This window comes from Nostoc sp. CALU 546 (assembly GCF_048836525.1).
Genome location: NZ_JAWJTF010000003.1, coordinates 12,507 through 38,156, shown reverse-complemented (window position 1 = coordinate 38,156; position 25,650 = coordinate 12,507). Strand labels below are relative to the sequence as shown.

Sequence of the window (25,650 nt, the reverse complement as noted above, 5' to 3'; positions counted from 1 at the left end):
AATACCTAACTAGCTCAAGTGCTTACATAGCAAAGACCCCAGGCATTTAGTCGCCTGATTCTAAGCAGTGAATAATTTGGGTACGAATTACGCACGAATACTCATAAATGAGGGAAAAAGCGCAACGCAGTGAAAACACAGTGGAAACGCAATTGAGAGAAAAAGGGGGATTTCTCCGCCTAAATACTCATTTAGACTACCCGCAATACTCATTTTTGTATCAAGTATTGCAAATGTAAACAATAAGACAACTGTACTGATTTTTAAAAATGGACAAACAGGGAAGCAAAGACGTTGAACTGCCAAGAGTAAAACGGAGACATGATTCTTGGGATGGAAGAACTATTGAATACTTGGTGAATCATCGCTCAAAAAAGTCGGCAGGTGAACTGACAATGGAAGCAGTGACAAGTTACTGGCTAATAGAAGCATTAGTGGGAAAGGTAAGTAAAGAGGAATTTATTGAAGCTTGCTTGTCGAGTATTGGGGAATTGGAAGGAAAGCTAGTAAAGATTAGAATTTTAATGCAAAAGGTTTCTAATTCTTTTGAAGTAGAGAGTAGTGCGATTTTGCCACTACAACAAATAGAGCAGAACAAATCATCGATTTTAGAAAAAAGCTTGCCAATCTCAACAAATGTGATTCGCAAAGAGAAAGAAGAACAAGAGCAACTAGAGCAAACAAGTCAGCAGGAAGAATCCTTACTATCTGATGATGACTTGGGATTAATGGACTTGAAAATGACACCAGACTTATTAATGGCTACTCAATTGTTGGGATTTGACGAAACAAACGGTAATAAAAATTTATGACAACTACAAATACTAATCAGGACAAATCAAGCCAAGTCGTACAGTTTATACTGACGGCAGACTTGGGGGGTAGTTCAACCAAAGCGATCGCCCAGATTTATCCGGCGGGAGTGCCATTTGCATTGTGGATGAGTCCAGAAGTTGCCGATGTGGGAGAGGGTTCAACCAAACATTTAACTGTAGATGCGCTGCCTGATGATAGCGCTTGGGTGAGAATTGGTCAGGAATATTCTGTCTTAGGGAGTATTGCAAAAAGAGAGTTTGCTGGAACTGCGGCACTGCAAGATTTGAAGTCTGAATATGCCTTATCAAAGGTTGCTGGTTTGTTGTGGCTAGCTAAACGTCAAATAAATGTAGATATTCACGAAATGTTTCTCCAGATTTTGCTACCACCTGGAGAAGAGAAGAATGTACAAGATTTGGCTAAAAAGTTTGTCTTGAACTATAGGCAAGGAGTAATAACGCCAACAGGAAGAATGAAAATTAAGGTCAATAGCTTCAAAAATCTTCCTGAAGGAACAGGTATTATTTCTTACAGAAATCGCGCTCTAGGGAATGTATTTTCTCAAAAAAATATAGGATTGTTAATGCTGGGTCATCGTAATGCCAGTTTTACCCTTTCAGAAAAAGGGAAAGTAGCAAAGAAGGAATCGACAGACTTGGGGATGAATTGGGTGTTACAAAAGTTTGTCGAACGTACTAGCGTAGGACTATCGAAAGATGATCCGTGTATAGCGGCGGCTTTAGTGGAAGCAAGTAAAGGTAATTTCACTGCATTACGAAATTTGTCACGTAGGAATACACCATCAGGAATTAACTCGGATTTAGAGTTGTTTAAATCAGTTTTAGAAGTGATTCGGGATGAATACTGTCGAGCATTGCTGCGCTGGGTCAAAAACCATGTACCATTAGACGAAGTTCTCATCTGTGGTGGTACTGGTGAGTTTGTGCGTCGAGAACTGACACAATATTTTCAAACAGAAAGCATCCCTATCGTTTGGAATGGTGGAGTAGTTATTCCCAAATCATTAGATACTGTTGGCTTGGGTGAGCGACTGGCTGATGTTTGGGCAACTCATATTAGTTATGTGAGAATGCTGGATGAAAATTTTTGCTATGAGCGCAAACAGAAATTAGTACCAGATTCTTATTCTCCAGCAGTTAATCATCTCACTTCTATCAATAGAGTGTAGCTCATCTCTTGCACTTGATGTTAGACAGATATTCTGTCTAACATTGTAAAAGCCTCTCTTGGTAAGAGATATGCTTCAACTTGCACCTTACCTCATCTGAAAGTGCGATCGCTCTAACAGTAACAAGCGTGAACAATTAACATTGGCAAATTAAGATGGCTGAAACGACACATTTGCAAGTACAAGAATTAGCCTGCTTTGCCCAAGAGCAAGACTTCAATCAGCAATATCGACAGTATTTCGGGGATGTCTGGGAAGAAGTTGGAGTTAAAGATATCTCCAAAATGACCATCCAAGATGCCGAGCAAACCTTGAAGGTACTAGCTGATAGTGAAGCATCTCCCCAATTCATCAAATCTCTACTAGCACAAGCAGCAATTGATGGTGCTACACCGCAGGTTTTGGAGTATTTCTTGAGTAGTGACATTGACTCAGATGGGCGGACTCTGGCACAAGAATTATTTCAGGATCAAACGAACCCGTTGGAGGCGGATACACCTCTATCACCATCGAAAGCACAGGTTCTATCCCCATCTCTACAACCAGATTTTGAATGGGAAATATAGCATAAACTCGCTAACTTTACTAGTTACTCTAGTACCGATTTTTTCAGTACTAACGTAGCTAGTTCTTTTTAGAGGGCATATTTAAAATTCTTAAGTTAGGTATGAGTTCCACTTTTCAAAAAGCACACTAGCAGTCTGCCAACCCAAAAATGCGCTTTTTCAGACTGGGGAAAGGTAAAAGGATTTAAACCCTTTCCCCCTGCCCCAAATCCTTTACTTCGTGGGGGCCCCACCTTCCCCCTTACCCCGCTTTCGTCACGAAAGCGAACTACTAGGGTGTAGTTGAATTATCGATTACACCTGTTCCCTCAGCTAACTCAACAACTAAAGAAGGCCATACTATGACTATATTAGGTATTAATAGACCTTTAGATACAACCCAGGCAAAACTGTGGGACGAGCGCGATTTGTCTACAAGCGATCGCCGCCGGGAGCATCTAGAAATTCTCCTGTGCCAGAAAGTACAGATAGGTGAAGACCCTACCTTGTGTGAGAAAGTATTAGATTATCTATATTTGTCGGCATTTCAGCAAAATATCAATCGCATTACTGTCCAAAAGGAAAAAGAAAGGTCAGTATTTGCCTCCCTACAGCAAGTGATTATTACGTCTTTTGCTATTTTAGGGATGTTTGCGTTCCTTGCCGCCGCTTCTAACAAGTCAGTTGTGCGATCGCCTGGGGTAATCCCTCCAGCTATAGAACGGCAAGCCAATTAACCAAACAATCCGCTTTTTCGCCCAGTCGCAATACAACTCTTGGAGAGGCTACGCTCAGTGCAAGGGGAGCAATTGCAGATGTAAAAGGATGCCATTAAAAAGCTGAGAGCGTTGTTTGATAATGCTTTCAGCTTATATTATCACGGCTCATTAGCTAAACAATTAGAACTAGTGACATCGAATGATGCTAATGGAGAATATGAGGCAACTGATGAAAATAATGAATCTCCAAAAGATGATTTGTTAATGTATAAACTCATAAAGGCTGATTTAGTTGGGGGACATAATCAGCTTTTAGAAACTGAAAAAGTCAAGCAAGAACTGAGTAAATTTGTCCAAAGTGAGTGGAGAGATATAGCACTTGGGAGAACTTTAACATTTGATCGAGGAATGATTATCCCATCCAAAGAACTAAAAAATGGTGAAATTTGTGTCTCTTGGATGGATGAAAAGGAAAAAGTATTAAACTTTCGTTCTCCCTTTCTCAACTCTAATGGGTTGTGTGTATCTACCAATAAACATGTTTTAGACCGTTTAGCTCCAGACGGTGAACCATTGCAAGGAATAATTGTAGTCAACGATGAAGACCACAAACGTATACTTGCTAGGATTGAGGTGCTAGAAACTCAAGGCATTGAACACAACGAAGTCAATCCTCTCGAAACCGAATCAGAACGCCAAGCACGAGACTACGATGGTGATTGTATTGGTGTAGCACGAGCCAGCTTATATCCTAATTTAACAGCAGAGGCAGAGCGAAGAAATCTTCCCCAAAACGCCTATTCCCCCACAGTTAAGCTCAAAAAACAGTCATTTTATGATCCCAGCGATGGAAGCCAGCCCCCATTTGAAAAAATCGCTATCCACATGAGCGATAGCATCAGCGTAGGCATAATCAACAATCAAGTGACAGCACTAGAGGCATTAGAATCGGAAATTGAGGTACTTAAAACTTACGGAACTATCGAACAACAGTCAAGTTATCTAGACCAAGTTTCTAACCATTACGAAACCCTGTTTGAGCAAGAACGCCAGAAAGAGCCAAAGTTAATTCGAGAAGAATACAAGCCTTATATGCAAGGGTTTGTTGAACTTGCTCATTCTGAAAGAACCCCAGAAAATATTCAGCAGGCGATGGATGTTAACCGCTTGATGTACCGGAGCATGATTGAAGAAGGATGTTATCAAAACCAAATAGCGGTTGATTTATTCAAAAGTGCTAAAAAACCTGAGATGGATAAAATCAGGGAAAACAACCGCTACTTGTATCGTGATGTTAACTATATTAAAGATAAGAAGTCGCGTTCAGTTTATTTAAACACAGGTATAATACCAAAGGGCTACTCACCAGTAGAATTATTGATTAGCCAAACTAATAAATATTTCCAAGAATCACAGTTAGAATCGCGTCCCATTGTCCAGTTTAAAGACTTGTTCCAAGGAGTAGAATTTACACCACAGCAGAAATTTGCAGCGATCGCCGCCAAGTACGAGTTTGATCTGAAATTCAACGCTGCGGTTCGTGCCTCAAGGCGGCGAGAAACAGAGTCTGGCCCTAGCGCAGTTGTTCAAACAGATTCAGGAACGCAACTCGAAATTACCAACCTCACCCGCTACGGGCATCCCCTAATCTGGAAAGCCCAGACACTTAATATTCGCCTAGATGAGATTAAATTCACAAACAGTGAACGCCCCCATAAATTATTAGCAGTTGCACAGATAGATGGTGAGATTGGGGAGGATAAGAAACCCGCTTACCGCAATCTGGGGACAGTTAGCCAACAATCTGTGACTGACCATAACCTCAAGGCGGGGATGACCATGCAGGGAGCTAAACTCCTAGAACTAAAACCAGAACTTACTAGAAGCCAAACTAAATTACTTTTCGACAAGGCACTAGAGGCGGCTCTCGCATTTTACGCTTCTATCCCAGAGTCAGAAAAACTTGCATCCGCTGCCGCCGCTTGGAATATCTGTGCATCCCGCCAGGATGAACTCGAAGTTGCAAGGAAAGAAAACGCAAACCCCCAGGTGATCGCTAAAAAAGTTTCCAATTTCGCCTTCGCTGCTTTCCCCAATGAGATTATCTCCCGCTTGGAGAAACTGCAATTTAGCGAACCGAAGTTAGTCACACTTAATAATGAAGCAAATCAATTTTTGGGTCGAGACTGGAATCCAACCGAAAAACACCCGGTAGAAATCAGGGCTAGTCACCACCCACCGGGGCATGAGCGCCACGTTTCCAGGCTGTTGTTTGTACAGGATAGTGACGGCGAATATAAGGAATTCGCCATGCTCGAAACCAGAACTGCACAGCTTCCCATTGGAACGAAAGCGCAAGCAAGTATGGTTGGGGTAGAACCAGCCACAGCATCAGCAACTATTGGACAGCCAGGAAACGAGCCGGTTGAAATTACTATCCGCGAACTCAAGAACTTCTCTTATGCAGGACTTGTTTTTAATGCCGAACCCGTAAACTTAGAATTTGGCACTGTGCCAGTGACTGATAAAACAGTAAAAATCAAAATTGATGCTTTGACCCTGGGTGAGTTAGACAGTGATTTTGTCCAACAGTTGAAACAAATTGATTATCTCAAAAATGGTAATCCTCTAAAGTTAAAACTTACTTCTATCTCCGAAGCTGGAGATCAAGCTTTTGTGCTGGGTGAGTCCCCAAATGGTAATCTCCTCAAAATCAATAAAATCAACTTTTATGATTTTTCTGGTCAGTCATTCTCGGATCGAGATTACCGAAAACTGACTATTGAAACGCCACCTTTAAAAACTAGAGATGCAGTATTTCTCAATGGTGAACCCTTGGGGGTATTACATTTTAAGAAAGACAAAGACGCGCTCAGACAGCTTGGATTGCTCAAAACCGGACAACTTACCCCAGCCCCCGCTATTATTCAAAGTAATTTTTCTGTTATTTGCGCTCAAATTGACCCTAATACCGTTGAATATCCCCAAAAGTGGACGAAGGAATTTCAGGCTTTTGGGACTCAATCAGTTAATCCTCAACAGCAGGAGATGATTGAGAGTAGTGCGAATATTCTACATCAAATTAAAGAACGTCCTACTTTCTTATTTTCGACAGAATCAAATAAAAAACTCGGAGTCATGGGCTTGGCTGTTGACAACCAGAAAGCTGAGACTGTGACAAAATGGTTAACTGCTCAAAATGTTAAATTCTCGCTTGCCCCAACAGAAGATGTTATAAGGGAAACTAAAAAAGGTCTAGCGGTATTTAACTTGGTTGATAGCTCCATCCCTGCCAAAACTTTAGAGAGCATGACCAAGAAATTTGGGGCTGTGATTGAATCAACACATGAGTATCAGCAAAAAGTTAACTCCCTTACCACACGACCGCAATTTTTGAAACCACCAGAACAAACAGCACAATCCCCACCTAACCAATCTATAACTCCATTACTCTCCACTACTCCTTCTACACTAGACATTAGTAATAACGTGAAAACCGAACATCTAGGTCTAGAGAAGTCCGCGACAGTCACTATTGATGACTTGAGAAGTTGGTATAATGCCGCAGATAAGTTAGGGAAGTCGGAGAATTACAAAAAACGCATTGTAGAAGTGGCAAATGGGTTTAAAGCTGGTGAGCAATTGTCAGCCGAAGCGTTGACAGTAATGAAGAAAGATAAATTTGAGCTTGAAGCCATCAGTCGGCTGACTCAAATTGCTCAAAGGATTGGCATGGTTTGGGGTAAGTCTAATGAAAATGGTACTCAATTCCAAGGAAAGATTTATGACTTGGCTTTCAATACCCAGCAGAGAGATTTAATTATTTCGCAGAAAGATGGAGAGGTAATTTTAAACTTGCAATCTGGCAAAGTGCAGACTAATAAACTAACTCCACAGATATTGCAAACTTTGGAGGATGCTAATAATCAAATTGATCAAATATTAGCTAAATCTCAAACACAACAAATAGACTTACAAAGATAGATTTATCCTAGAATAGCCTTTTTAAGCAATAGAAAAGGAGAATAACACTATGGAGACGGCTAATTTAGAGCAAGCACAGGTTTCTTATAATCAAGGTCTAGCACATCTAAAGTCAGGTAATTTAGATGCAGTTATCGAGTGTTTTAGAGAAGCTTTACTACTTAATCATAATTTTGCTGAAGTTCACAATACTATAGGACTAATTCAGTTTCAAATCGAAAAATATGAAAATGCGATTCAGCTTTTTGATAACGCATTAGCAATGAATCCGAATTTTGCTGAAGCTTATAATAATCGAGGATTAGCTCGGTCAAAAATCTGTCATAAGTCAGAATTTCCCCAGGTGATTGAAGATTACACTAAAGCCATCGCTCTGAATCCCAAATTAGTCCAGGCTTATCTAAATCGGGCTGATACGTATAAAAATTTAACTGGTGACAACCCAGCAGCTATCTTAGATTACAATCAAGTAATTTTACTTGACCCAAACTGTTTATCAGCTTATATAAATAGGGCGAATATTTGTTTTTTATCTGGAGAATTAGAAAAATCACTCTTTGATTTAGAAAAAGTATTATCTCTAGATGCTGATTGTGCAGAAGCATACTGTGGACGAGGGATAGTCAGATTCCATCTGAGCGATATTGAAGGCGCTAAAAAAGATTTATTTAAAGCTTTTGGTTTGTATGAAGCGCGAGGGAATATGATTTACTGTGCTTTTACTCGAAGTTTGATTATGGAGCTTTTTCGAGATCATGAAGTTTACAAAGATTTGTTTGGAGTTGAAAGTAGGATAGTCAAATCGAAAAAGTAGCCACTTTTGTTGAGCGGCTACAAATTAAATTATTTCTTCATTTTTTTTGCGATGCCTGCGGTGTTCTCGTTGCCATCGCACGAAAGTTTGGTGTCTGCCTGTTTAGTGCTTGCCGTATCCGCGAATGAAATCGCCTCATCTAATTGCCTTCTTGCCACGCTGCCAAAACAAAAAAGGTATTCAGGAAATGGGGAATGAAAAAAAGGGCGATCGCACGTTCCAAGTGGGAATACTCAATTTATGTAGTTGAGGTTATTTCTAATGGCGGATAAACAAGAGATTAAATGTACATACTGTTTTGGCAAAGGTAAAATAGAACAACCCGAATCAATAGGTTCGTCTCCTATACCACAATACAAAACTTGTAGCTTTTGTGGTGGAACTGGAAAAATTATTAAAAAAAAGTCGTAGAAACATCTAGTTTACGTCATTTTGGCATAACAAACCCCTACTCTTTCGTTCTGTGTGACGGAGGAATAGGGGCTTGCGGTCTGTGGGCAAATCCAATCAGGTAAGGATGAAATGTGAATGTTATGCAGATGTTACAGGGTGCGATCGCGGTAAATTCTTGACAAAAAGCCTGGAAACAAACGCCTGCAAACGTTACGGCATATTCAAAGCAGGCATAAGGGCTTGTTGGGCTGAAGCTGTAAGACAACTGCAAAATCTGTTGATAAGTGATTTCTCGGTAAAGGGGTGTACAAGTCTAAAGAAATTATTAAGGGAATACCCAGGTAAGATGGGTAGAAATTGGGTAGTTCTGCGCTATTTTTACCCAAGCGATTGAGCGATAATTATGTGTATAAAAAGCGCTGGCAAAGATTTTAAGCTGGCATTTAATAAACTGCAATATAAAACAGAGCCCTGGATTTTTACAGGGCTTTTTAAATTGAAAACTCAGTTTTCGAGTTTAAAAAAGCGAATGATGGTTTGATTGTATCTTTTACAAACAAATGAAAGCGAGTTTTAATTAGCTGGATTGGAGTTGAGTACAAGATCAAGTAAAGTACGAGCAGGTTGTGATTTAAATAGTGCAGCTTGGTGGTCACTATAAGCACGAACTAGGCGATTAAGCGTGCTGGCACCAGTTTTGGCTTTTTCAATTTCTTCACCTCTGACGATTTCGCCATCAAGCATCTGCTCAATCACAAGTTTAATATCACCAGCTTCAAGGCGGACTTTTTGTAGCTTTTCTAAAGTGCTAAGTAAGGTTTTGAGTGAATTTAAGATTTCGTCACTATCTAGGGCATTTTCCACTGATTCAGCGATCCCTTGAGTTTGTGTCTCATCTGGAAGTGTCAGTAATTCAGCAGTAGATATTTTAGGTTTTGTCTCAGATTCGCTTGCCATTAATCCTGACTCAAGAAATCTTTCTGAGTGTATCGTTTAATTTAGCTTTTGTTTAGTATGACTTTTAGGGAATAGCAGATTCAGGTATGTTGTAAATTAGCCTCGGCGAAACAGAGCTTCTAGATAAACCTGGGAAACACGGCGATCTCCATCAGCATTTTGCAACAGAAACAGTGAGATAGCTGCGGTAATAAGGCGATGTTCATCCCAATCAGGATGCTGTTTTAGATAGCTGTTTAAAGACTGATGTAGTGTTTCAGGAAGATTAGTCAAGATGTTTTGGGTTGAGTTCATGGGAGCAAAGTTTCCGAAAAAGCAAATCAATAGGGACAATAAGCCAGAGATGAAGAAAGGGAAGGGGAAAGGGAACCAGTGACTTAAAAGCTCTTGTTTTAAATATGGATCGGAGGCGGAGCGGCTCCGGCTCCGTACTGCTAAGTGATCGCACTACATGCTTTAAAAATCTTCTTTTTTTATTCTCCATATTTAAAAATAAGGGCTTAATAGCTTTTGGGGAAAAGAACATTAGTGTATTGCCCTTTCCCCCTTTACCCTTCCCCTTTAACCCTTCTTGGTGATGCAGTAGTTGTCCTGTTTCACCCCATTCTTTAGTTGTCAAACCACCTGTGCTAGCAACTGAATAGTTTTATACAGTCGATGTTCAAGATGGAATAGACGGCAAAGGCTAGTCGATTTATTGTGTGCTGACTGGCTCGGTTTGTCAATGTTGCAAAATATTAAACATAAATATAGAAAAAATAAATAATTACGTGAAAGCTAGGGTTAGAGATAGATTTTGTTTACGCAACTTAACAAAAACTCCGTAAGACAGACTGATGGCTACAGTCATGACAAAATCCCCAGTGGATGAATAGAAGCTGATTATCTTGTCAAACAACTGTGGAAAACAGTAGAAGTAGCTGTGGAAAGTCTGTGGAATCAGTTAGAAAAAGTAGAGCTAATGATAAGAATTGCAAAAAGTTCTAATGTAAGCTCTGCGATTGTCAGGGGCTGAAAATACAGTAGATCCTATGCTACAGACAAATCTTCGGCTCAGTGACGACTCAAGTGGAAAAATTATTTTCGCGTCACGGTGGAATTAACCTCGTATGTAATTAACAACTTCCTTTGACGGTTACAAATCAAAATCAAGGCTGAATGTTTCCCCACCATAATCTTCTTCTTTCTCCTCTGGAAATGGAGTTGGAGTCCAAGAGGTGAGTTGGTTATCTTCAGTATTAATGGCTGTAGAAGCTAAAAGTTGTGCGGGTAATCCAGCCTTGATGAAAACAAAATAGCAATCAACTATAAAGTAAAGCGTGTCCAGGTAACTTTTATCTAGTTTTTGCGATTCTGCAAATATGCGCTCTCGGTAATTATCTTTAAGGCGAACTTTTTCCGGTGCTAAGTCTTTTTTATCTGCCATAGTTATATTCACTTAATAGATGTTGCAGGATTCTTGCTGCTAATGGTTTTTGCCATTTCTAAAAGCCCAAAGACATTGGCTTCTACCGGATTGTCCAGGATTTTGAAGCCGTTTTTCTCCAACAGCTTCTTAAATCCAGGTAAGAGGCAGCCTCCACCAATCGCCCAGATTTCATCCCCTTGGTGCTTGGCATCCAATGTGAGATTCACCACTTTCTTCAAGTATTTTTCATACCAGTCTTTCAAGCAAGCGCTGTATATATCTTTGATATCGATGTCACGGCTGTATCTGGTATGCCCCATTTCCAAACAAAATCGGATAATGGAAGGATCTCCGATTTTTCCGCCATTTAAATGTTTCATTTTTTGGGAGATATCATCGATGAGAACTTCTACACCGATGGGGTAGGCAGTGTGAACTTCTCGCTGACCCCGGTTGTAACGAGAATACAGGGTCGTACCATTGCCAAAGTCTAAAATAGTTAGCTTTTTCGGTAGTGGATGCCCAAACAATGCACCCATACCCTCTAGTACAACTTTCAGCACTTCTACTTTTACTTCTGATTGTTTGCCAGCAAGTATTGGCTGATATTCTCCATTGAGTACTTTTTGTAATTCTTCAGCCAGACCAACATCATGTAAGCTGACGACTAATTTTAAGTGCCAAGCTTTACGGTGTGGGAGATGTGCCAATGCACCCAATAAAGTCAACAACGCATTATTGACTTTATTTTCATTATTGTCTGTGTTGCGGTCAAAATAATTCCCTGTCCGGTAAGCTGACTCTCCAACTGTGTAAGCAGTACCGTTAAAAACTACACGCCCTGGCACATCTTCCATCTCGGCATTGGTTATATAGCTGGGGACACGAACTACTTCAAACCCTTCGACTAAAAGTTTAAGGCTTCCGTAACCGTTATCGAAACCCGCAGGAAAAATTTTTTGCAAGGTGTGAATGTTTGACATAAATACAAAAGTAATACACTTTGATTTGTGAAAATTATCTGTTGAAGTGATCTGCAAGGGCAAGAGAAAGAAGAATAAAATAACTTCCCCCTTCTTTCCTAATCTCAAGAGCTTATCATAACCTCTTGGGGGCTAAATGGGGTACAAAATTTTGACTAGTCAAATATACCCCATTTAGCACCTATATGTACCCTATATAGGGGTCAAAAATTCCCCAAAGTCTTGAACTAGTGTTGGGGTATATATAGCCCCCATATAACCCCCAATAAGAATTTTTGAAATTTTTTTTATCAACGCAGCAGAAATTAAATTAGATCGTTGTTAACTCTTTGATTTATACTCTACTGTCAAGGTCTAAATTAGCTTTACGCAACGCAAGATGGCGAGCTTTGGCTCTGATACACTTGGAATTTACCTACGAGAAATTGGTCGCATTGATAGGCTATTACCTGAACAAGAAATTTTCTATGCAAGACTTGTAAGGTCTATGCTGGCACTTGAGCAGCAAAAGAATCTTCTTGTGCAACGGCTAAAGCGTTCTCTAAATGGGTCTGAACTCTCTGCCGAGGTGAATAAAACAGAAGCAGAATTAACCCAAATCCTTGAACAAGGGCAACTGGCAAAACATTTAATGATTACTGCCAACCTCCGTTTAGTGGTTGCAGTCGCTAAAAAATATCGTTGGAGTAAGCTGGAATTTTTGGATCTGATTCAAGAGGGAGCAATAGGTTTACAAAAAGCGGTAGAAAAATTTGAGCCGAATCGGGGCTATAAATTTTCTACTTATGCAAAAGGCGTGGATTCGGCAAGCAATTACCAGAGCAGTTGCAGAACAATCCCATACTATTCGCCTACCCCATGACCTGACCAAAAGATTGATGCAAATCAAAAAGGCACACGTTGAACTTTTTCAAACCTTGGGAAGAACACCCACTATTATAGAAATCGCTGAAGCTGTTGATGCATCACCTAAACAAGTTGCCGAATGCCTAAACGCATTTCGTCCGTTAGTTTCTTTAGAGCTAGGAATTGGAGAGGAGCAAGAAAACCAACTGCAAAAGATATTACCCGACGAAAGAATCTCCGCACAAGAGTATGTTGCTCTAGAATGTCTCCGGTCAGATTTACAGGATTTATTAGCTACCTTGAAACCAAATCAACGCCAAGTCTTAATGTTACAGTTTGGGTTGTCGGGCGAGGACAAGTTGACTGCAAAACAGGTTGTACAAAGACTTAATCTCAGTCATTCCAAGGTACGCTCTGCTTATGGGCAGGGTATCAAAGCTTTACGACGTGAGCAAGACAAAATTAAAGATTATTTGGCTAGTTGAAAACTGTTTATGTCCAAGGTGAAGGTATCGCTGTTGTTGAAAGTACTTCCCTTGCTTGTAGTCTAATCGCTGTTTGCTCACAGTTGGGGTACTTAAGCTTAATCTAGATGATTGAAGGTCGCCCATTATATTCTCCAACTACAGGTTCACTCATAAATTTGCAAAGTATTCCTGTTGCAGTTCTTGTACTCAAAATATAATCCGCCTCACTGGTTTGTTGCAGCTTAGAAATCTCACATACTGAAACCGCTTGAAATATTCTGAGCTTTCAACACGGTGTTTAGAAGCTTGCTGCGCTTTGGGCGACTGTGCTGACTCATGAGCAGCACTGCGATTGCTGCGAAGAATAATGTTAATCGCCTCCTGTACATTTCGGGTCAACTCTATTGACCATCAGTTACATTTAGAAGCTCTGCCTCTAACTGATTAGCATCAGGGGTTTGTTTTAGTTTTGAACTTGGGTGTTTGAGCTTTGATTGTTTGGGTGGAGTTTGCTAGATTTCATGATGTTTGCCGTAAAACCTTCTTTAATAAACTATCTTGAATGGAAGACACAATAAAAAAGACAAGTAATTAGTTGGATCATATATTGATATATGATCTCAGCGTCACAATATATGATTCGGAAATAGCACTTAAAGCGAAGCCATGCAAATTCGACTAGCTGTAATTAGCAATGCTGGAGGCAGTGGTAAGACTACACTTTCAGTTCATTTAGCTTACGACTTAGCTAAACGCAAGTACAATGTAGCCCTACTAGACCTAGATCCACAAGGCTCATTAACGTTATTCTGTGGTTTGAATCCACCAGAACCAGAACAGACTTTAGCAGGAGTTCTCAAAGATCAATTTGACGGTGTTTGGCCATTAACTCCTTGCTGGAGCCAATACACTAATAATGTTGTCGTATGTCAAGGGGGAATGGTATTGACCCAAACAGCAGATGAACTTGTCCTACACAAAAGAGGAGCCTACCTTTTAGCCGACTGTTTAACAGATTATCCACTAGCACAGGACGTAGTTATTTTTGATTGTCCTGCAACCCTTGGCCCTTTACCTTTAATGGCTCTAGCCGCTTGTACACATATTATTATCCCCGTACAGCTAGAACCAAAATCAATTCAAGGTGCAGCACATTTATTGGAATGGTACTACTATCATTGCAAACACTTACGTTTAAACCCAACTCCAGAAATTTTAGGATTTGTTCCCAATCAATATGATGTTCGCAGAAGTACTCATAGACAGATGCTAGCAGGATTGCCTGAACAGTTGCAACAGATGAAGATTCGAGCATTTCCGGCAATCCGGGATAGCGCAGAATTTGTCAATGCCAGTGGTCAAGGTTTACCATTGCATATTTACCGTCCTAGTCATCCTGCTAAAGATGATTTTAAAGAAACTACTTCTCATATTGTGACTTTAATTGGAAAACCTAAGACAAATAAAAAGACAAAATAATTATGTGCGCTCGTAACACTCCCAATCTTACAAATTATTTTTCAGGTGCGAAGCAATCTCAGCAATTATCTGAAGCAGAGGAAGAAATACAGCAATTAAGAGCAGAGATTGAAGAACTTCGTGACAAAAATTCTGGCGAGTTGGAAAGACAATTGGAAGAGTTGCGAACACAACTTCAGTCACAATTAGGTATTTTGTCAATTCCTATCGAGCAAATAGAGCCAAATATAGAACAACCTAGACAAACATTTTTAACTGAAAGTCTTGAATCTATGTCTCGCTCTTTAACTAGTGATGGACAGTTACAACCAGTTATTCTGATTCAAAGGGAGAATCATCTATTAATATTTGACGGAGAGCGACGCTGGCGCAGTGCTAAAGCTTTAGGTTGGCAAACCTTGTCAGCAGTTATTATTCCAGAACCAACTGGTTTACATCGTAAAGCATTACTAACTTCTCTACATCGAGAAGACCTTAATCCTTTGGATAAAGCGGAGGCGATCGCGCGCGAATTGTCTACGATTACTGGATTAGAACTTCAAGATATTCCGCGTATTCTTTCAACAGTAGTTCGACGTTTGAATAGTCAAAAGCGTATAACATCGCTGGTGGATTTAATAACAGCAGATGCAAAGAAACAAGAAAAAGAATTAGAGTCTTTAGATTTAAGCGACTCAGAACGAGCAATCTTGAGTCTACTGTTAGATTTACAGCTAAATCCTGCTTCTATCGATGCTAATATTTTTCCAATGCTATCTTTAGCAGAAGACCTAAAACTTGCCATAAGAGCAGGACTGAAAGGTGTTCATGCAATGGCTCTACAAAAACTTTCTGCAAAAAATTTGGGATTAAATGAACAAAAAGCTCAATTAATCAGAGAGAAGACTACACAAAAAGTAGTAGCAGAGAAATTATCTGTTATTGCTACACGGAAATTAGTAGCAGAGGTAATAACATCTCATTCTCAGTCAGAGGTAACAAATACTACTAAGGAGAAAGTAGTGTTACAAGTATCTCGTCGTTTAGAACAACTTTCTTTAGAGACGCTTAAGCAAGCTAACCCTACTGAACTAATAGATTTACAGGAAGTCTTACGCAAAAAATTAGTAGAAATAGAACAAGTACTGAAACAAAATTAAAACAATCGAAAAGAGAATCTAATCAAGATACGGAGTCAAAGGAGATATGCATAATGGCAATTCAACTTACCCAAGCATTCCCGAACTCATATAAACTTTTAAGTATTCTGCAATATAAGCAGTTTAATTGCTACACAACCATTCAAAAGTGGCTTTTAACTGACAAACAGGAGGCTTGATAGAAATAATTGGATCTGACTGAGACATTTAAGAAAATTATTATTACTATTTTCTGTTCATTGAGTGGAAACTCTTATTTGCCGTAAAAATAAAATACTATCTCATTAAATCTGATAACATCTGCTCCAAAATATCTGTTCACAGCATCAATTTGAGGTGTGATTAAAATGGGTTGTAAATACAGATAAAATATTATTAATCACTTCCAATTAATTCTTAATAATCCAATTAAATGACTCGATTTGTACATGACGAATTTGCCAAAGATTACCTGGAAGAACTGCTAAAACCTTATGGGGAAGTAAAGTCATCATCAAAAATATCAGGAGAGATCAAAGAAATTGATGTATTATTTACCCCTTCAGTACAGCAGAACTCTAATTTAGAATTGTTAGGGTTACTTGGAAGATTTACAGAGTTTCCAGCAATATTAGAGCCATTTCGCAATGCCGCTTCTGGTGATGAAATTTGTGATTGTATTCAAAAATTACTAGAAGTAAAAGCTCTTTTGCGACGAGACGCTAAAGCGAATAAAACCAGACTCCAAGAGTCAGATATTCCGAAACTATGGATTCTTAGTCCAACTGCATCCCCAGCACTACTATCGAGCTTTAATGTTAATCAGAAATCGGGGTGGTTGCCAGGAGTATACTTTTTAGGTGATGCTCTACGGACAGCAATTGTAGCCATACATCAACTACCACAAACACCGGAAACCTTGTGGTTGAGAATTCTTGGCAGAGGGAGTGTGCAGTCACAGGCAATTGTGGAGTTATCAAACTTACCATTGAATCACCCATACAAGCAAGCAACGCTAGAATTAGTTTACAACCTGCGCCAGAATTTAAGAGTCAATCAAAATTTAGAATCAGATGACAGGGAGTTAATTATGCGATTAGAACCACTTTATCAGCAAGACCGTGAAAGAGCCAAACAAGAAGGACAACAGGATTTAATTATACGTCAACTAAATCGTCGTCTTGGTGAAATTGATGCATCTTTGATTGAACGAGTTCGAGGATTATCTATTGAGCAATTGTCTATTCTAGGAGAAGCGTTATTAGATTTTTCTGTTGTGGCGGATTTAGAAGTTTGGTTGAATCAGCAAGCATGATAACAACATGACCCAGATATCCATTCTATAGAGCATGGTAGTATTTGGGGGTGTTTATCTTGGCTTTTAAAATGGCAATAGAAGTGTTTCCATCATCATTTTATTGCGACTGTGGACATAAATCGTATTTCTTTGAGAATACTGTCTCTGAGATGGAAAAAATGAGCAGAACAAAACTTGCCACTTTAAGCGACGGACAAGATAACGAACACAAAATTGTTTTTTTCAAGGGTAAGGCAATAGAGATTATTTGCTCTAAACTGGGAAACTGTAAAATAACCGACTCACAGTAACGATTTTGATGGAACAGTGAACTACTGTTACCTACACCCCCACCAACCAATCGCACACCACAGACCTACACTCGCTCCCAAAGTTAACCCAAACTTGCCACTGGTTCAGACACCCATTCCAGTAAGGCTCCCCATCAGCAACGCCGACAGCCTCACCTACCTTGGAGATTAACTCGCTGTAGGAAGAGCCAATACTGTCCACGCCTTGCTGCAATTTCAGTTTCAGCCCTTTCCAGGTTTGTCCTTGGGGACTGGACACTACTTATTCTAATATTTGGGAGTTTGTGTCACTGATAGGTGTCGATAAAACTATATTATTAGTGACTGACACCAACTCACTTTGAAGTGCTTCATCCCGATTTAACCACTGGCGAAAAATCGAATCACGCTCGTCATCAGGAGCAACAAACCGATAAACGCACTCCCGATTTTCACGCTTGCCTAATCGACCCACATAGTCCAATTTCAAATCAATCTTGGCAAGTAATTTCTGTGCGATCGCTATGGAAGTCAGTTTTTCCGAGATAGTCACATTCAGATAATTCTTGATAACGTGCCTGTGCTGAACAGCCAGTGCCTTAAATTCCACCATCTTGTCGTCGCTGCCACGCAACTGAACGTCTGGTGTAAGAAACTGCAACAGATTCAGGTTTTCCAGTAACAACACAGCAGGTAATAGCTGTCCCTTGTTAAAATCCGGCTTCCAAATCGAATTCTCCCCAGCTTCTAACTGCGATGCTGCCCGTTTAGCATCACGGTTGGTCAAAAATTCCCGTCCCAGTGTCAAATAATAGTGCATTCGCAGTTGAGGATACCAGCCGTCGTCATCTTTCTCGATTAAATCAGGGGTTACGTCAATTTCATAGCGACGAGACAATTGGGCCTTGCGTTGCTGATGTCGTTCGATTTTCGTTTTCGCCCTTTTATCTTGCAGTTTTTTCAGTTCAGTTGGGGAGAGTTCATCAGAATCCGCGATCGCTTTACACTCCGCAGTATACAATTCCTGACTAGCCGCCTTAACCGACTCGATTACAGCCCCACTCTCATCGTCATCAACATCGTCGGCATCGATAATGGTGTACCCATCCTCGACCAACCCCGCAAGCACAGACTCTCGATAGCGCCGCATTTCGACGTTAATCACAGAACCACGCTTACCCCAAGTCTGCAATGACTCCGGTTGAAAATTCTGGTCAACAAAGCTGTAGTCGTCATTATCCGCCGCCGACAACAGCGCAATGTTCGCTTGTGTTGCAACGTGCTGGCTTCTGAGCAATCCTCCTATGGATGTGGAACCATTGCCTACAACCGACATCCCCCATTCTCTAACCCAAATGTGACGGTCAACAGTTTCTCTAACCCGCGCCAACATCTGACGCACAGAGTTAACCGGCTGCACACCTTGAAATATCCCCCAAACACCATCAAAATGTCCTCGAATGTCGATGCTGACCCCAGTTTCTAAACTTGGAGAGGCGATAACCAAATCGTACTGGGTAAGAATTTCGTTCAAGTGAGCGATACAACCGAAAGCCGCTTTACCAGTGCCTTTGACGGTCACTTTCCCAGATAGGGAGACGTTAAAAAACCCGGCTTCAACAAAGTAAGCCGGGGTAAGCACTTATAAAAAATGACAGTTAAACCTTAGCCGTTGATAAATATGCAAGTTTCCATTGACCAAATCCCCTCACGGGGACTGAAATGCATCAATTAAATTTTGTAGTGGCACTCCTATATAGTTTCCATTGACCAAATCCCCAGCCGCGATCGCTATGTTCAAAATTTCTTCAAAAGTGAGATAATTCGGGAATTAGGCTATTTTCGGCTATTGGCTAAGTCTTCATTGTGGGATGGGTATCATGTTCCGTAAAGGCGTTTGATCAAGCGAACGCTTAAAACACCCAAGGTTTTTCCTCAAATAAACACTGGTATTCTTTTAGGAATTATGGCTACGGTTATTACTGAGTTGCTTCAGTGCTGATGAGCTATTAAAAAATTTAAATTATACAAATTAACATCCGGAAAACAAAGATGAAGTTAGGAAAAATAGTGAAGATATGATTGTAACTTTCTTTGATTGAGTTTATATAAAAGGCTTTTACAATGGTTACTACTCCTGTATATTATTTGCAATTTCTGGACAATCCGAATATTGAAATTTCTCAAGATGAGTTGCGATCGCTTTTAGGAGAAATAGAAGTACAACTGCATCGTAGCAGAGTTTATCGACGTGCTTTAGCGATTGTGCAGAAGTTAATAGGTGAACAAACAGATCAGGCTCAAGATTTATTAAAAGCCGTAGGTAGAGAAGCAATCGGGTTAGCATTTCAACGATTTGCCCAACAATCTCAAAAAGTTGAAACAGTTACAGATAACAAGCAAGCCACAGAAACAGTGAATTCTTCACCAGAGATACAACAGGAGCATTGCGCTCTCCGAGAGGAACCCTCTAAAAATACAGCAGAAAATTCGCTGTGGAAAAAAACACTACAATTGCTGAATCATCAGAGAATTTCTCAAGCAGAACTTGCTGAACAAGCTGAACTTGCAGCTCAACAACGCATGGTGTGTTTACGTCAAATCGGGCAACAACTCCAAAAAACCCGTCAATCCAAAGGGCTTTCTTTGGATCACATCCAGCTTTCTACTCATATCCGAACGGAGCTGATAGAGGCATTAGAAAACGGCAACTGGAAAGAATTATCAGATGACATTTTTGTACGTGGATTTATCCGACGTTATGGAGATGCTTTAGGACTTAATGGTGTTGCTTTAGCTGCCTCTTTGCCATTCCTAGCAGCTATACCAGTAACTCAGCCTTTTTCGGATCAATCTAAAAAAGGAATGGGATTGGAAATTCGTCCGACACATTTATATGTAGGTTATACAGTTCTTCTTGCTGGCGCAATGGGAGGATTAACTTTGATGTCCCAGCAACAAGCAAATACCAATATATCGAATGAGCAAGATAACTCTTCTTCTGTTTTACAATCGTTAAAACAACAATCCCCTACTGTTAAACCAGGGATTAAATATACTAACACTGGTGTGGCTGCCGGCTCTGATATTTCCCCACCAGAAGGATTATATTAACGAACTGCACGTGCCTGATAACGGCTCTCGTGTGGGCTACGCCGCCAATTTTAACTGTTAAGCTGATGTGGACTATTGGAGTCATGAGTGGTGTTTTGTAGCCGCAGCTTATGCTTTAGCTAGTGAATGTGGTTGTGACATGGGTTGTCCAAGATGCTTACATTCAACTGCTTGTCCTCAGCAAAATGAATCACTGCTCAAGGATGTAGGTTTGTTCTTGTTAGAGGTTATTAGCCAAGCTGCACTCAATTCTCAAAATCTAAGTTCAATTTTTGGTGGTTAATTCACGCTAAATACCAAAGGCAGCACTTGCTTAGAATGCAACAACCTGCGACCCTATGTCACAAACCTGGATGTGACGACGAGAGACAATTTGCAACTCGTGAGGGTAACGCGGACGCGGATCATTCACCAACCAGATTGGAGGAACCATCGTGGTTTCATAGTAATCAATCTGATGCAAAACCCCAGGATTATTTTTGAGTTCTACCACTGTCCCCGGCAGATACTCAAATATTTCATCCCAATCAATAGCCGAATCGACGTTCATCACACTCAACCTGTTTAATACCTGAATACTTACTTGCCCATATCAGCCAGACCTTGACCTTGCATTGTTAACCTGGCAAATAAAACATTAGCGAAATAGCTGGTGGGTATATCAACCGTGCTTTTAATTAGCAATAGAAATCACTGCGATCAAGTACCACTTCACCGTAATCTGGCACCCAGGCAACCCAGGTCACTGGGGATTCCTGGCAGAGCAACTTGGCTTCCTCAAAGGCATAGCCACTGGGAGGTTGGAGCAACTTTACCCAGGTATCTCGGTTGTACGTAATGTGGCAGACTGGGTTCCAACCTGAAGTGATCTGGTTTGCCAGAGTCGGGGCGGTCGAATTAACCGAAACTGTTTGATGGGACATAGGCTTTCTCCGTCTGTAATCTATTAAAACTTGCAAGCATTACTCTCTTTAACTAGACCAGAAAGAGTAAAATAAATAATTTCTGTATCTATATTTACAAAATTGGGGGTAAATAGCTCAATCACCTTGAATAAGTTAACAAATCCTGACATAAGAGATAATAAGTCCTGATTTATTGCTTCTGATGCTGTTCAAAATTCTGGTTATCCTGCATAGTCTGGGAGCCACCGTCTGGACGGGTGGGCATTTGGTGCTTGCCGTTAAGTCCTATACTGGCAGTCAGTAACAAATAATTTACTGCTAGCAAAAACGTAAATTTGTGACTGATAACAAACCAACCGATTACGCCGCAATTATCCGTGCCGTCAACCAAACTATTCCAGAACCCCCTGAATGGCTAAGTGCAGGTAGATATGTGTACTCACCAGAGTATGGAGTTGGGGAGGTAATGGCATTATTGGGCAGACGGTTGATTGTCAAGTTTGTAGAAGAAGTTAAGCCAACCCAATTTGGAGATTGGGAGCAGGCTCTAGCTTTAGGATCAATTAAAGCAAGTAACGCCAACTTAGTTTCTTCGGCAACATCATTTGAAGAGGATAACGCCGCAGTCACAACAATTGGGGAGCGCATTCAACAAATCCCCCAGGTAGTATTTCAGTCTGTAGCGCAAGAACTGATTGCAAGCATTAGGGCGATAGATATCAAAAATGCTAACCAAGGGATAATTCACCCCCTACCGGGCGATTTACCACCTGCTTTACGTTTAGCGTTACAGAATAACGGTATCACTCAGATTTATTCTCACCAATTAGAAGCTCTAACAAAGTTACGTGCTGGGTTTGACTTGAGTATCACTACGCCTACAGCAAGCGGAAAGACGCTGTGCTACAACCTGGCTATCCTGGAATCGTGTATTAAGCAACCGCAAACAACAGCATTGTACATTTTTCCACTCAAGGCATTAGCTCTAGATCAAATGCGAAAATTGCAGTCGCTTGTCAAGGCAATGCCTAACACTCGTCTTAAACTCGCATTGATGACGGGAGATACACCAGCTACTGAACGGCAGCGTTTTTTTATCCCCAACCCTCCAAACATCTTGGCAGTCAGCCCCGACTTGTTGCATTACTATCTTTATAATGTGCGCCGTCGGGATGAAGGAGTTGGTTGGCGACAATTTTTAAGACAGTTACGTTACTGTGTAATTGATGAAAGCCATACATATACTGGGGCTTTTGGCGCACACTTTGCTAATCTCATGCGGCGGCTAAGGTTAGCAGTTGATGCAGTTGGTGGTAATTCCCAAAGACTGCAATTTATCTGTTCTAGTGCCACGATCGGAAATCCTGAAGATATGGCATTGCGGTTTAGCGGCAGAACCCATCAACCCCAAAGATTACACCTGATTGAGGATAGTGGCGCTCCCTATAAAGGACGTACCTTATTATCTCTTGCTCCGAACAATGCAGCTAATGTTGAAGCTACTAAAATAGTGATTTCCTGGTTGCAGCATAATTTGAGTGGAATTGTCTTTTGTAACTCTCGTGCAGCTGTTAAAGGTTTACTTGGGTTAATTCAAAGAGAAACACAACGCATTGGATTAGGTTATTTAAGCAGCAAGGTAGCAGTTTTCTACAGTTCCTTAACGGGCGATCGCCGTAGCGAGATTATTCAAAAACTCCAAGGTGGACAAATCAAGGTAATTATTTCAACTTCTTCCCTAGAAGCAGGAATTGACTTACCGGAACTAGACTGCTGTTTAATTCGGGGGTTTCCAGGTAGCCTGATGTCATTTTGGCAACGAGTTGGTCGAGCCGGACGCAAACAGCACGGGCTAGTGATTTATCTGCCATTAGGACAAAACCCGATTGATGTATACTACGCTCGACATAACCAAAAGTTGCTATCAGGAGAAGTTGAATCTGCCGCATTTAACCCTGACTATCCAACCATTCTAGGTAAACATTTAGAATGTGGTTGCATTGAAAGTAGGTTCTTGGCAACTTTTGGTGATGATGAAAGGTTACGCGCTTTAAGGCAGAGGGCAGAAGGCAGAAGGCAGAAGAAAGAAAGGAATAAGTAGTAAATTCAAGCTTTAAGTTTGTTTAAGCTTGCAACTAATATACTTTGCATTTCCTCAACTTCATTTAATAGGGGTGTGAAAAGATTTTTCTCAGCTAAATCTACTTCTTTGGCAATGATTAATTGGGTATCAAGTTCTCTCAAAGAACCTAAAGCAATATGTAAAAACTGTATATATTCTGGCTTTGAGCGCCTGCCATAGCCTTCTGCTATATTAGATGCTACAGATACAGAAGAACGGCGTATTTGGCTAGTTAAGCCATACAATTCTGATTGAGGAAATAGGCGTGTAAATTTATAGCAATTGATGGCAAGTTGAACTGCTCTTTGCCAAATGAACTGATTTCTATAGCTCATAACTAAGTTTGAAGTCAGAATTCAGAATTCAGAAGTCAATAAAAAGTTTGAAGTACAAGAATTATATCCTTTAGGTTGCTAACAAGAATCGTCGCTCAAGTAAATCTATTTTGGCGCGACCATACATCTGTCGCTTTAACATTTTCAAGCGATTAATATGCCCTTCAACTGGGCCATTACTAACTGACATAGTTACACCCGCCTTCACAGCGTCGTAGTCTTCACGCAATCGTTTAGCAAAGCGATGAAAAGCAGTCAGATTGCTCATGTCTGCTTGAGTCAGCCAAGGCTCAAGTTGTGAAGGCTGCCGTTGGCGCACAATTTGGGCAAAGCCCTGCGCTAACTCAATAGCTTCGGCTAAATCTGGATGTTGTGCTGTTAGTAATGCAATCAGTTGCTCCGAATCAGGCGGTTGTGACTCCTGTTTCCCTAGCACAATCCATACTGCACGACGAGGTGTCAGACAAAGTTTTTTGGGTTGAGTGACTTTCGGTAAAGACTTAATTGAATATAGTTTTCTAGGCTGAATTCCCTGGGCAGTACGGATTCGACGAGTATAACGGGCTACCGTATCATAACTACCTTTGTAACCCTGCTTTTGGATTTCTTCAAACAAGACTAATCCTTCGTGGCAACCTTGATTCCAGCGTTGAAGGATATATTCATGATATGGAACTAGAATACTTCGACCGAGGCTTCTTCGTCTAGTTGGTTCTGGAAAGGTGGGAGTACGCAGACAATTAAACACACTTGTTACACCAATACCAACTTGACGGGCTATAGCTTTTGCTCTCCAACCTTGTTGATGTAAGTCCCAAACTTGCTGATGGATAGCAAGTCTTCTAGCATAGCGTTGTTCTGCTAATAAGAGTGCCTGTTGTTCACGGCTTGGTCGTGGTACTCGCACACTCGTAGTACCGTCGGTTTGGGTTACTGATGAAAGACTGTATGCTTCATCGACAGCTTTGAGAGCTTGATGATGTGTACCAAATACTTGGTTAAGTGTTTCAGCTAAGTTCTGCAATAAGTGAAAACGGTCTGCAACGTGAATGGCTTCTGGCGCTCCTTGGCGAATACCACTTTCATAAGTTTTTGATCTATCTCGTGAGACGATTTTGATACCAGGGTGAGCTTTCAACCATTCTGCTAGGGTTTCGGCTTTTGCATCTTTGAGTAGAGCGATTGGTCTGCTGCGTTCTAGGTCAATTAGTGCTGTGCCATAGGTTTTACATTTACGAAAACAAAAGTCGTCTACCCCAAGAATCTGTGGCGTTACAATTGCTGGTAGTGGGATTGAGCGGACTAAATTTAATAGTGTATTACGAGAAGCTGTTACCCCCAATTGCTCTGAGAGTCTTACCCCTGCTGCACCGCCCAGAGCTAAACCAATGGCGCTCAGTCGTTGAGCTAAACGCAGAGTTCTTCGCGCCCAAGGTGCGGTCACACTGTTGAGCCTTTCTGTAAAAATGCGGCGTTTACAATTAGCGTTGATGCAAAAAAACTTTCGCACTCGCAACTGTAGCCTAATGCTGTAATCAGCCCACGGTAAGTCTGCTAATTTCCGCTCGTAGCGGCTATGAATTCGGTGAGTTGTTAAGCTACAAATTGGACATTTAACAATAGTTTGTGTGGAAGAAACAATCAACCTAATGGTTGCTTGCGTTTCATCTATCAACCAATTTTCAAGTTTAATGTGCGTTCTATCGGGTAACAGGTGGCATAGCAATTCCATACCAAAATTTGATGCGTATCCCTTAAAAGTTTGATGTCTGTCAGAAGTTTGAAGTAATTCAATTATACTACTTATTCCTTTCTTTCTTCTGCCTTCTGCCTTCTGCCCTCTGCCTTAAAGCGCGTAACCTTTCATCA

At 40.7% G+C, this 25,650-nt stretch carries 25 protein-coding genes; 15 read left to right on the top strand and 10 right to left on the bottom strand.

Annotated features, from left to right (window positions below):
- Positions 1-269 precede the first annotated feature (269 nt).
- From RRG12_RS02330 to RRG12_RS02300, 7 genes are all read left to right on the top strand, one after another.
- Positions 270-812, top strand: coding sequence for a hypothetical protein (locus RRG12_RS02330; RefSeq protein WP_420758191.1), 543 nt, complete (start codon positions 270-272; stop codon positions 810-812).
- Positions 809-2,005, top strand: coding sequence for a hypothetical protein (locus tag RRG12_RS02325; protein ID WP_420758190.1), 1,197 nt, complete (start codon positions 809-811; stop codon positions 2,003-2,005). Before RRG12_RS02330 ends, RRG12_RS02325 begins: the two co-directional genes overlap by 4 nt.
- A 155-nt stretch (positions 2,006-2,160) precedes the next feature.
- Positions 2,161-2,571 (top strand): hypothetical protein, encoded by a 411-nt coding sequence (locus RRG12_RS02320; protein WP_420758189.1) that lies wholly within the window; start codon positions 2,161-2,163, stop codon positions 2,569-2,571.
- A 341-nt stretch (positions 2,572-2,912) separates the two neighbouring features.
- Entirely contained in the window at positions 2,913-3,287 is a 375-nt protein-coding gene (locus tag RRG12_RS02315; RefSeq protein ID WP_179069388.1) for a hypothetical protein, read from the top strand.
- Between the two features lie 171 nt (positions 3,288-3,458).
- Positions 3,459-7,253 (top strand): hypothetical protein, encoded by a 3,795-nt coding sequence (locus RRG12_RS02310; RefSeq protein WP_420758188.1) that lies wholly within the window; start codon positions 3,459-3,461, stop codon positions 7,251-7,253.
- A gap of 49 nt (positions 7,254-7,302) precedes the next feature.
- Complete coding sequence (locus tag RRG12_RS02305; protein WP_420758187.1) at positions 7,303-8,067, top strand: tetratricopeptide repeat protein; 765 nt, start codon at positions 7,303-7,305, stop codon at positions 8,065-8,067.
- A gap of 517 nt (positions 8,068-8,584) precedes the next feature.
- A complete protein-coding gene (locus RRG12_RS02300) occupies positions 8,585-8,854 on the top strand; it encodes a hypothetical protein (RefSeq protein ID WP_420758186.1) in 270 nt (89 codons plus the stop codon).
- Between the two features lie 179 nt (positions 8,855-9,033).
- Here the strand turns inward: RRG12_RS02300 and RRG12_RS02295 are convergent, their stop codons facing one another.
- The 4 genes from RRG12_RS02295 to RRG12_RS02280 form a co-directional block, all read right to left on the bottom strand.
- Positions 9,034-9,417: a hypothetical protein gene (locus RRG12_RS02295; RefSeq protein ID WP_069074866.1), complete on the bottom strand. Its 384-nt coding sequence runs from the start codon at positions 9,415-9,417 to the stop codon at positions 9,034-9,036.
- Positions 9,418-9,513: 96 nt separating this feature from the next.
- A complete protein-coding gene (locus tag RRG12_RS02290) occupies positions 9,514-9,711 on the bottom strand; it encodes a DUF2811 domain-containing protein (protein WP_420758185.1) in 198 nt (65 codons plus the stop codon).
- Positions 9,712-10,552: 841 nt separating this feature from the next.
- Positions 10,553-10,843 (bottom strand): hypothetical protein, encoded by a 291-nt coding sequence (locus RRG12_RS02285; protein ID WP_069074899.1) that lies wholly within the window; start codon positions 10,841-10,843, stop codon positions 10,553-10,555.
- Between the two features lie 8 nt (positions 10,844-10,851).
- Entirely contained in the window at positions 10,852-11,808 is a 957-nt protein-coding gene (locus RRG12_RS02280; RefSeq protein WP_420758184.1) for a ParM/StbA family protein, read from the bottom strand.
- 379 nt (positions 11,809-12,187) lie between these two features.
- Here RRG12_RS02280 and RRG12_RS02275 point away from each other — a divergent pair, with 379 nt between their 5' ends.
- The 5 genes from RRG12_RS02275 (at position 12,188) to RRG12_RS02255 (ending at position 17,033) form a co-directional block, all read left to right on the top strand.
- Positions 12,188-12,670: a sigma factor gene (locus tag RRG12_RS02275; protein WP_420758183.1), complete on the top strand. Its 483-nt coding sequence runs from the start codon at positions 12,188-12,190 to the stop codon at positions 12,668-12,670.
- Positions 12,594-13,139, top strand: a complete 546-nt coding sequence (locus RRG12_RS02270) for a sigma-70 domain-containing protein (protein ID WP_420758182.1) — start codon at positions 12,594-12,596, stop codon at positions 13,137-13,139. Before RRG12_RS02275 ends, RRG12_RS02270 begins: the two co-directional genes overlap by 77 nt.
- Before the next feature lie 648 nt (positions 13,140-13,787).
- On the top strand, positions 13,788-14,600 hold the full coding sequence (locus tag RRG12_RS02265) for a ParA family protein (RefSeq protein ID WP_190937269.1): 813 nt from the start codon (positions 13,788-13,790) through the stop codon (positions 14,598-14,600).
- 2 nt (positions 14,601-14,602) lie between these two features.
- Positions 14,603-15,739, top strand: coding sequence for a ParB/RepB/Spo0J family partition protein (locus RRG12_RS02260; RefSeq protein WP_420758181.1), 1,137 nt, complete (start codon positions 14,603-14,605; stop codon positions 15,737-15,739).
- 412 nt (positions 15,740-16,151) lie between these two features.
- Entirely contained in the window at positions 16,152-17,033 is an 882-nt protein-coding gene (locus RRG12_RS02255) for a DUF4351 domain-containing protein (RefSeq protein WP_420758180.1), read from the top strand.
- A gap of 324 nt (positions 17,034-17,357) precedes the next feature.
- On the opposite strand, the gene RRG12_RS02250 is transcribed toward RRG12_RS02255, so the two are convergent.
- Together RRG12_RS02250 and RRG12_RS02245 are read right to left on the bottom strand one after the other, a co-directional pair.
- Positions 17,358-17,585 (bottom strand): hypothetical protein, encoded by a 228-nt coding sequence (locus RRG12_RS02250; RefSeq protein ID WP_420758179.1) that lies wholly within the window; start codon positions 17,583-17,585, stop codon positions 17,358-17,360.
- Between the two features lie 3 nt (positions 17,586-17,588).
- Positions 17,589-18,947: a plasmid replication protein, CyRepA1 family gene (locus tag RRG12_RS02245; RefSeq protein WP_420758178.1), complete on the bottom strand. Its 1,359-nt coding sequence runs from the start codon at positions 18,945-18,947 to the stop codon at positions 17,589-17,591.
- A gap of 482 nt (positions 18,948-19,429) precedes the next feature.
- Here RRG12_RS02245 and RRG12_RS02240 point away from each other — a divergent pair, with 482 nt between their 5' ends.
- Together RRG12_RS02240 and RRG12_RS02235 are read left to right on the top strand one after the other, a co-directional pair.
- Positions 19,430-20,419, top strand: a complete 990-nt coding sequence (locus RRG12_RS02240) for a helix-turn-helix domain-containing protein (RefSeq protein ID WP_420758177.1) — start codon at positions 19,430-19,432, stop codon at positions 20,417-20,419.
- Positions 20,420-20,486: 67 nt separating this feature from the next.
- On the top strand, positions 20,487-20,702 hold the full coding sequence (locus RRG12_RS02235; RefSeq protein ID WP_420758176.1) for a hypothetical protein: 216 nt from the start codon (positions 20,487-20,489) through the stop codon (positions 20,700-20,702).
- Positions 20,703-20,732: 30 nt separating this feature from the next.
- Here RRG12_RS02235 and RRG12_RS02230 read toward each other — a convergent pair whose 3' ends face one another.
- Complete coding sequence (locus RRG12_RS02230) at positions 20,733-20,969, bottom strand: hypothetical protein (RefSeq protein ID WP_420758175.1); 237 nt, start codon at positions 20,967-20,969, stop codon at positions 20,733-20,735.
- A gap of 127 nt (positions 20,970-21,096) precedes the next feature.
- Complete coding sequence (locus RRG12_RS02225; protein ID WP_420758174.1) at positions 21,097-21,342, bottom strand: hypothetical protein; 246 nt, start codon at positions 21,340-21,342, stop codon at positions 21,097-21,099.
- Between the two features lie 319 nt (positions 21,343-21,661).
- Here RRG12_RS02225 and RRG12_RS02220 point away from each other — a divergent pair, with 319 nt between their 5' ends.
- A complete protein-coding gene (locus tag RRG12_RS02220) occupies positions 21,662-23,425 on the top strand; it encodes a DEAD/DEAH box helicase (RefSeq protein ID WP_420758173.1) in 1,764 nt (587 codons plus the stop codon).
- Between the two features lie 5 nt (positions 23,426-23,430).
- On the opposite strand, the gene RRG12_RS02215 is transcribed toward RRG12_RS02220, so the two are convergent.
- Positions 23,431-23,781 carry a four helix bundle protein gene (locus RRG12_RS02215; RefSeq protein ID WP_114085619.1) on the bottom strand — a complete coding sequence of 117 codons (351 nt, stop codon included), beginning with the start codon at positions 23,779-23,781 and terminating at the stop codon, positions 23,431-23,433.
- Between the two features lie 70 nt (positions 23,782-23,851).
- A complete protein-coding gene (locus RRG12_RS02210) occupies positions 23,852-25,513 on the bottom strand; it encodes an ISL3 family transposase (protein ID WP_420758172.1) in 1,662 nt (553 codons plus the stop codon).
- Between the last annotated feature and the right edge of the window lie 137 nt (positions 25,514-25,650).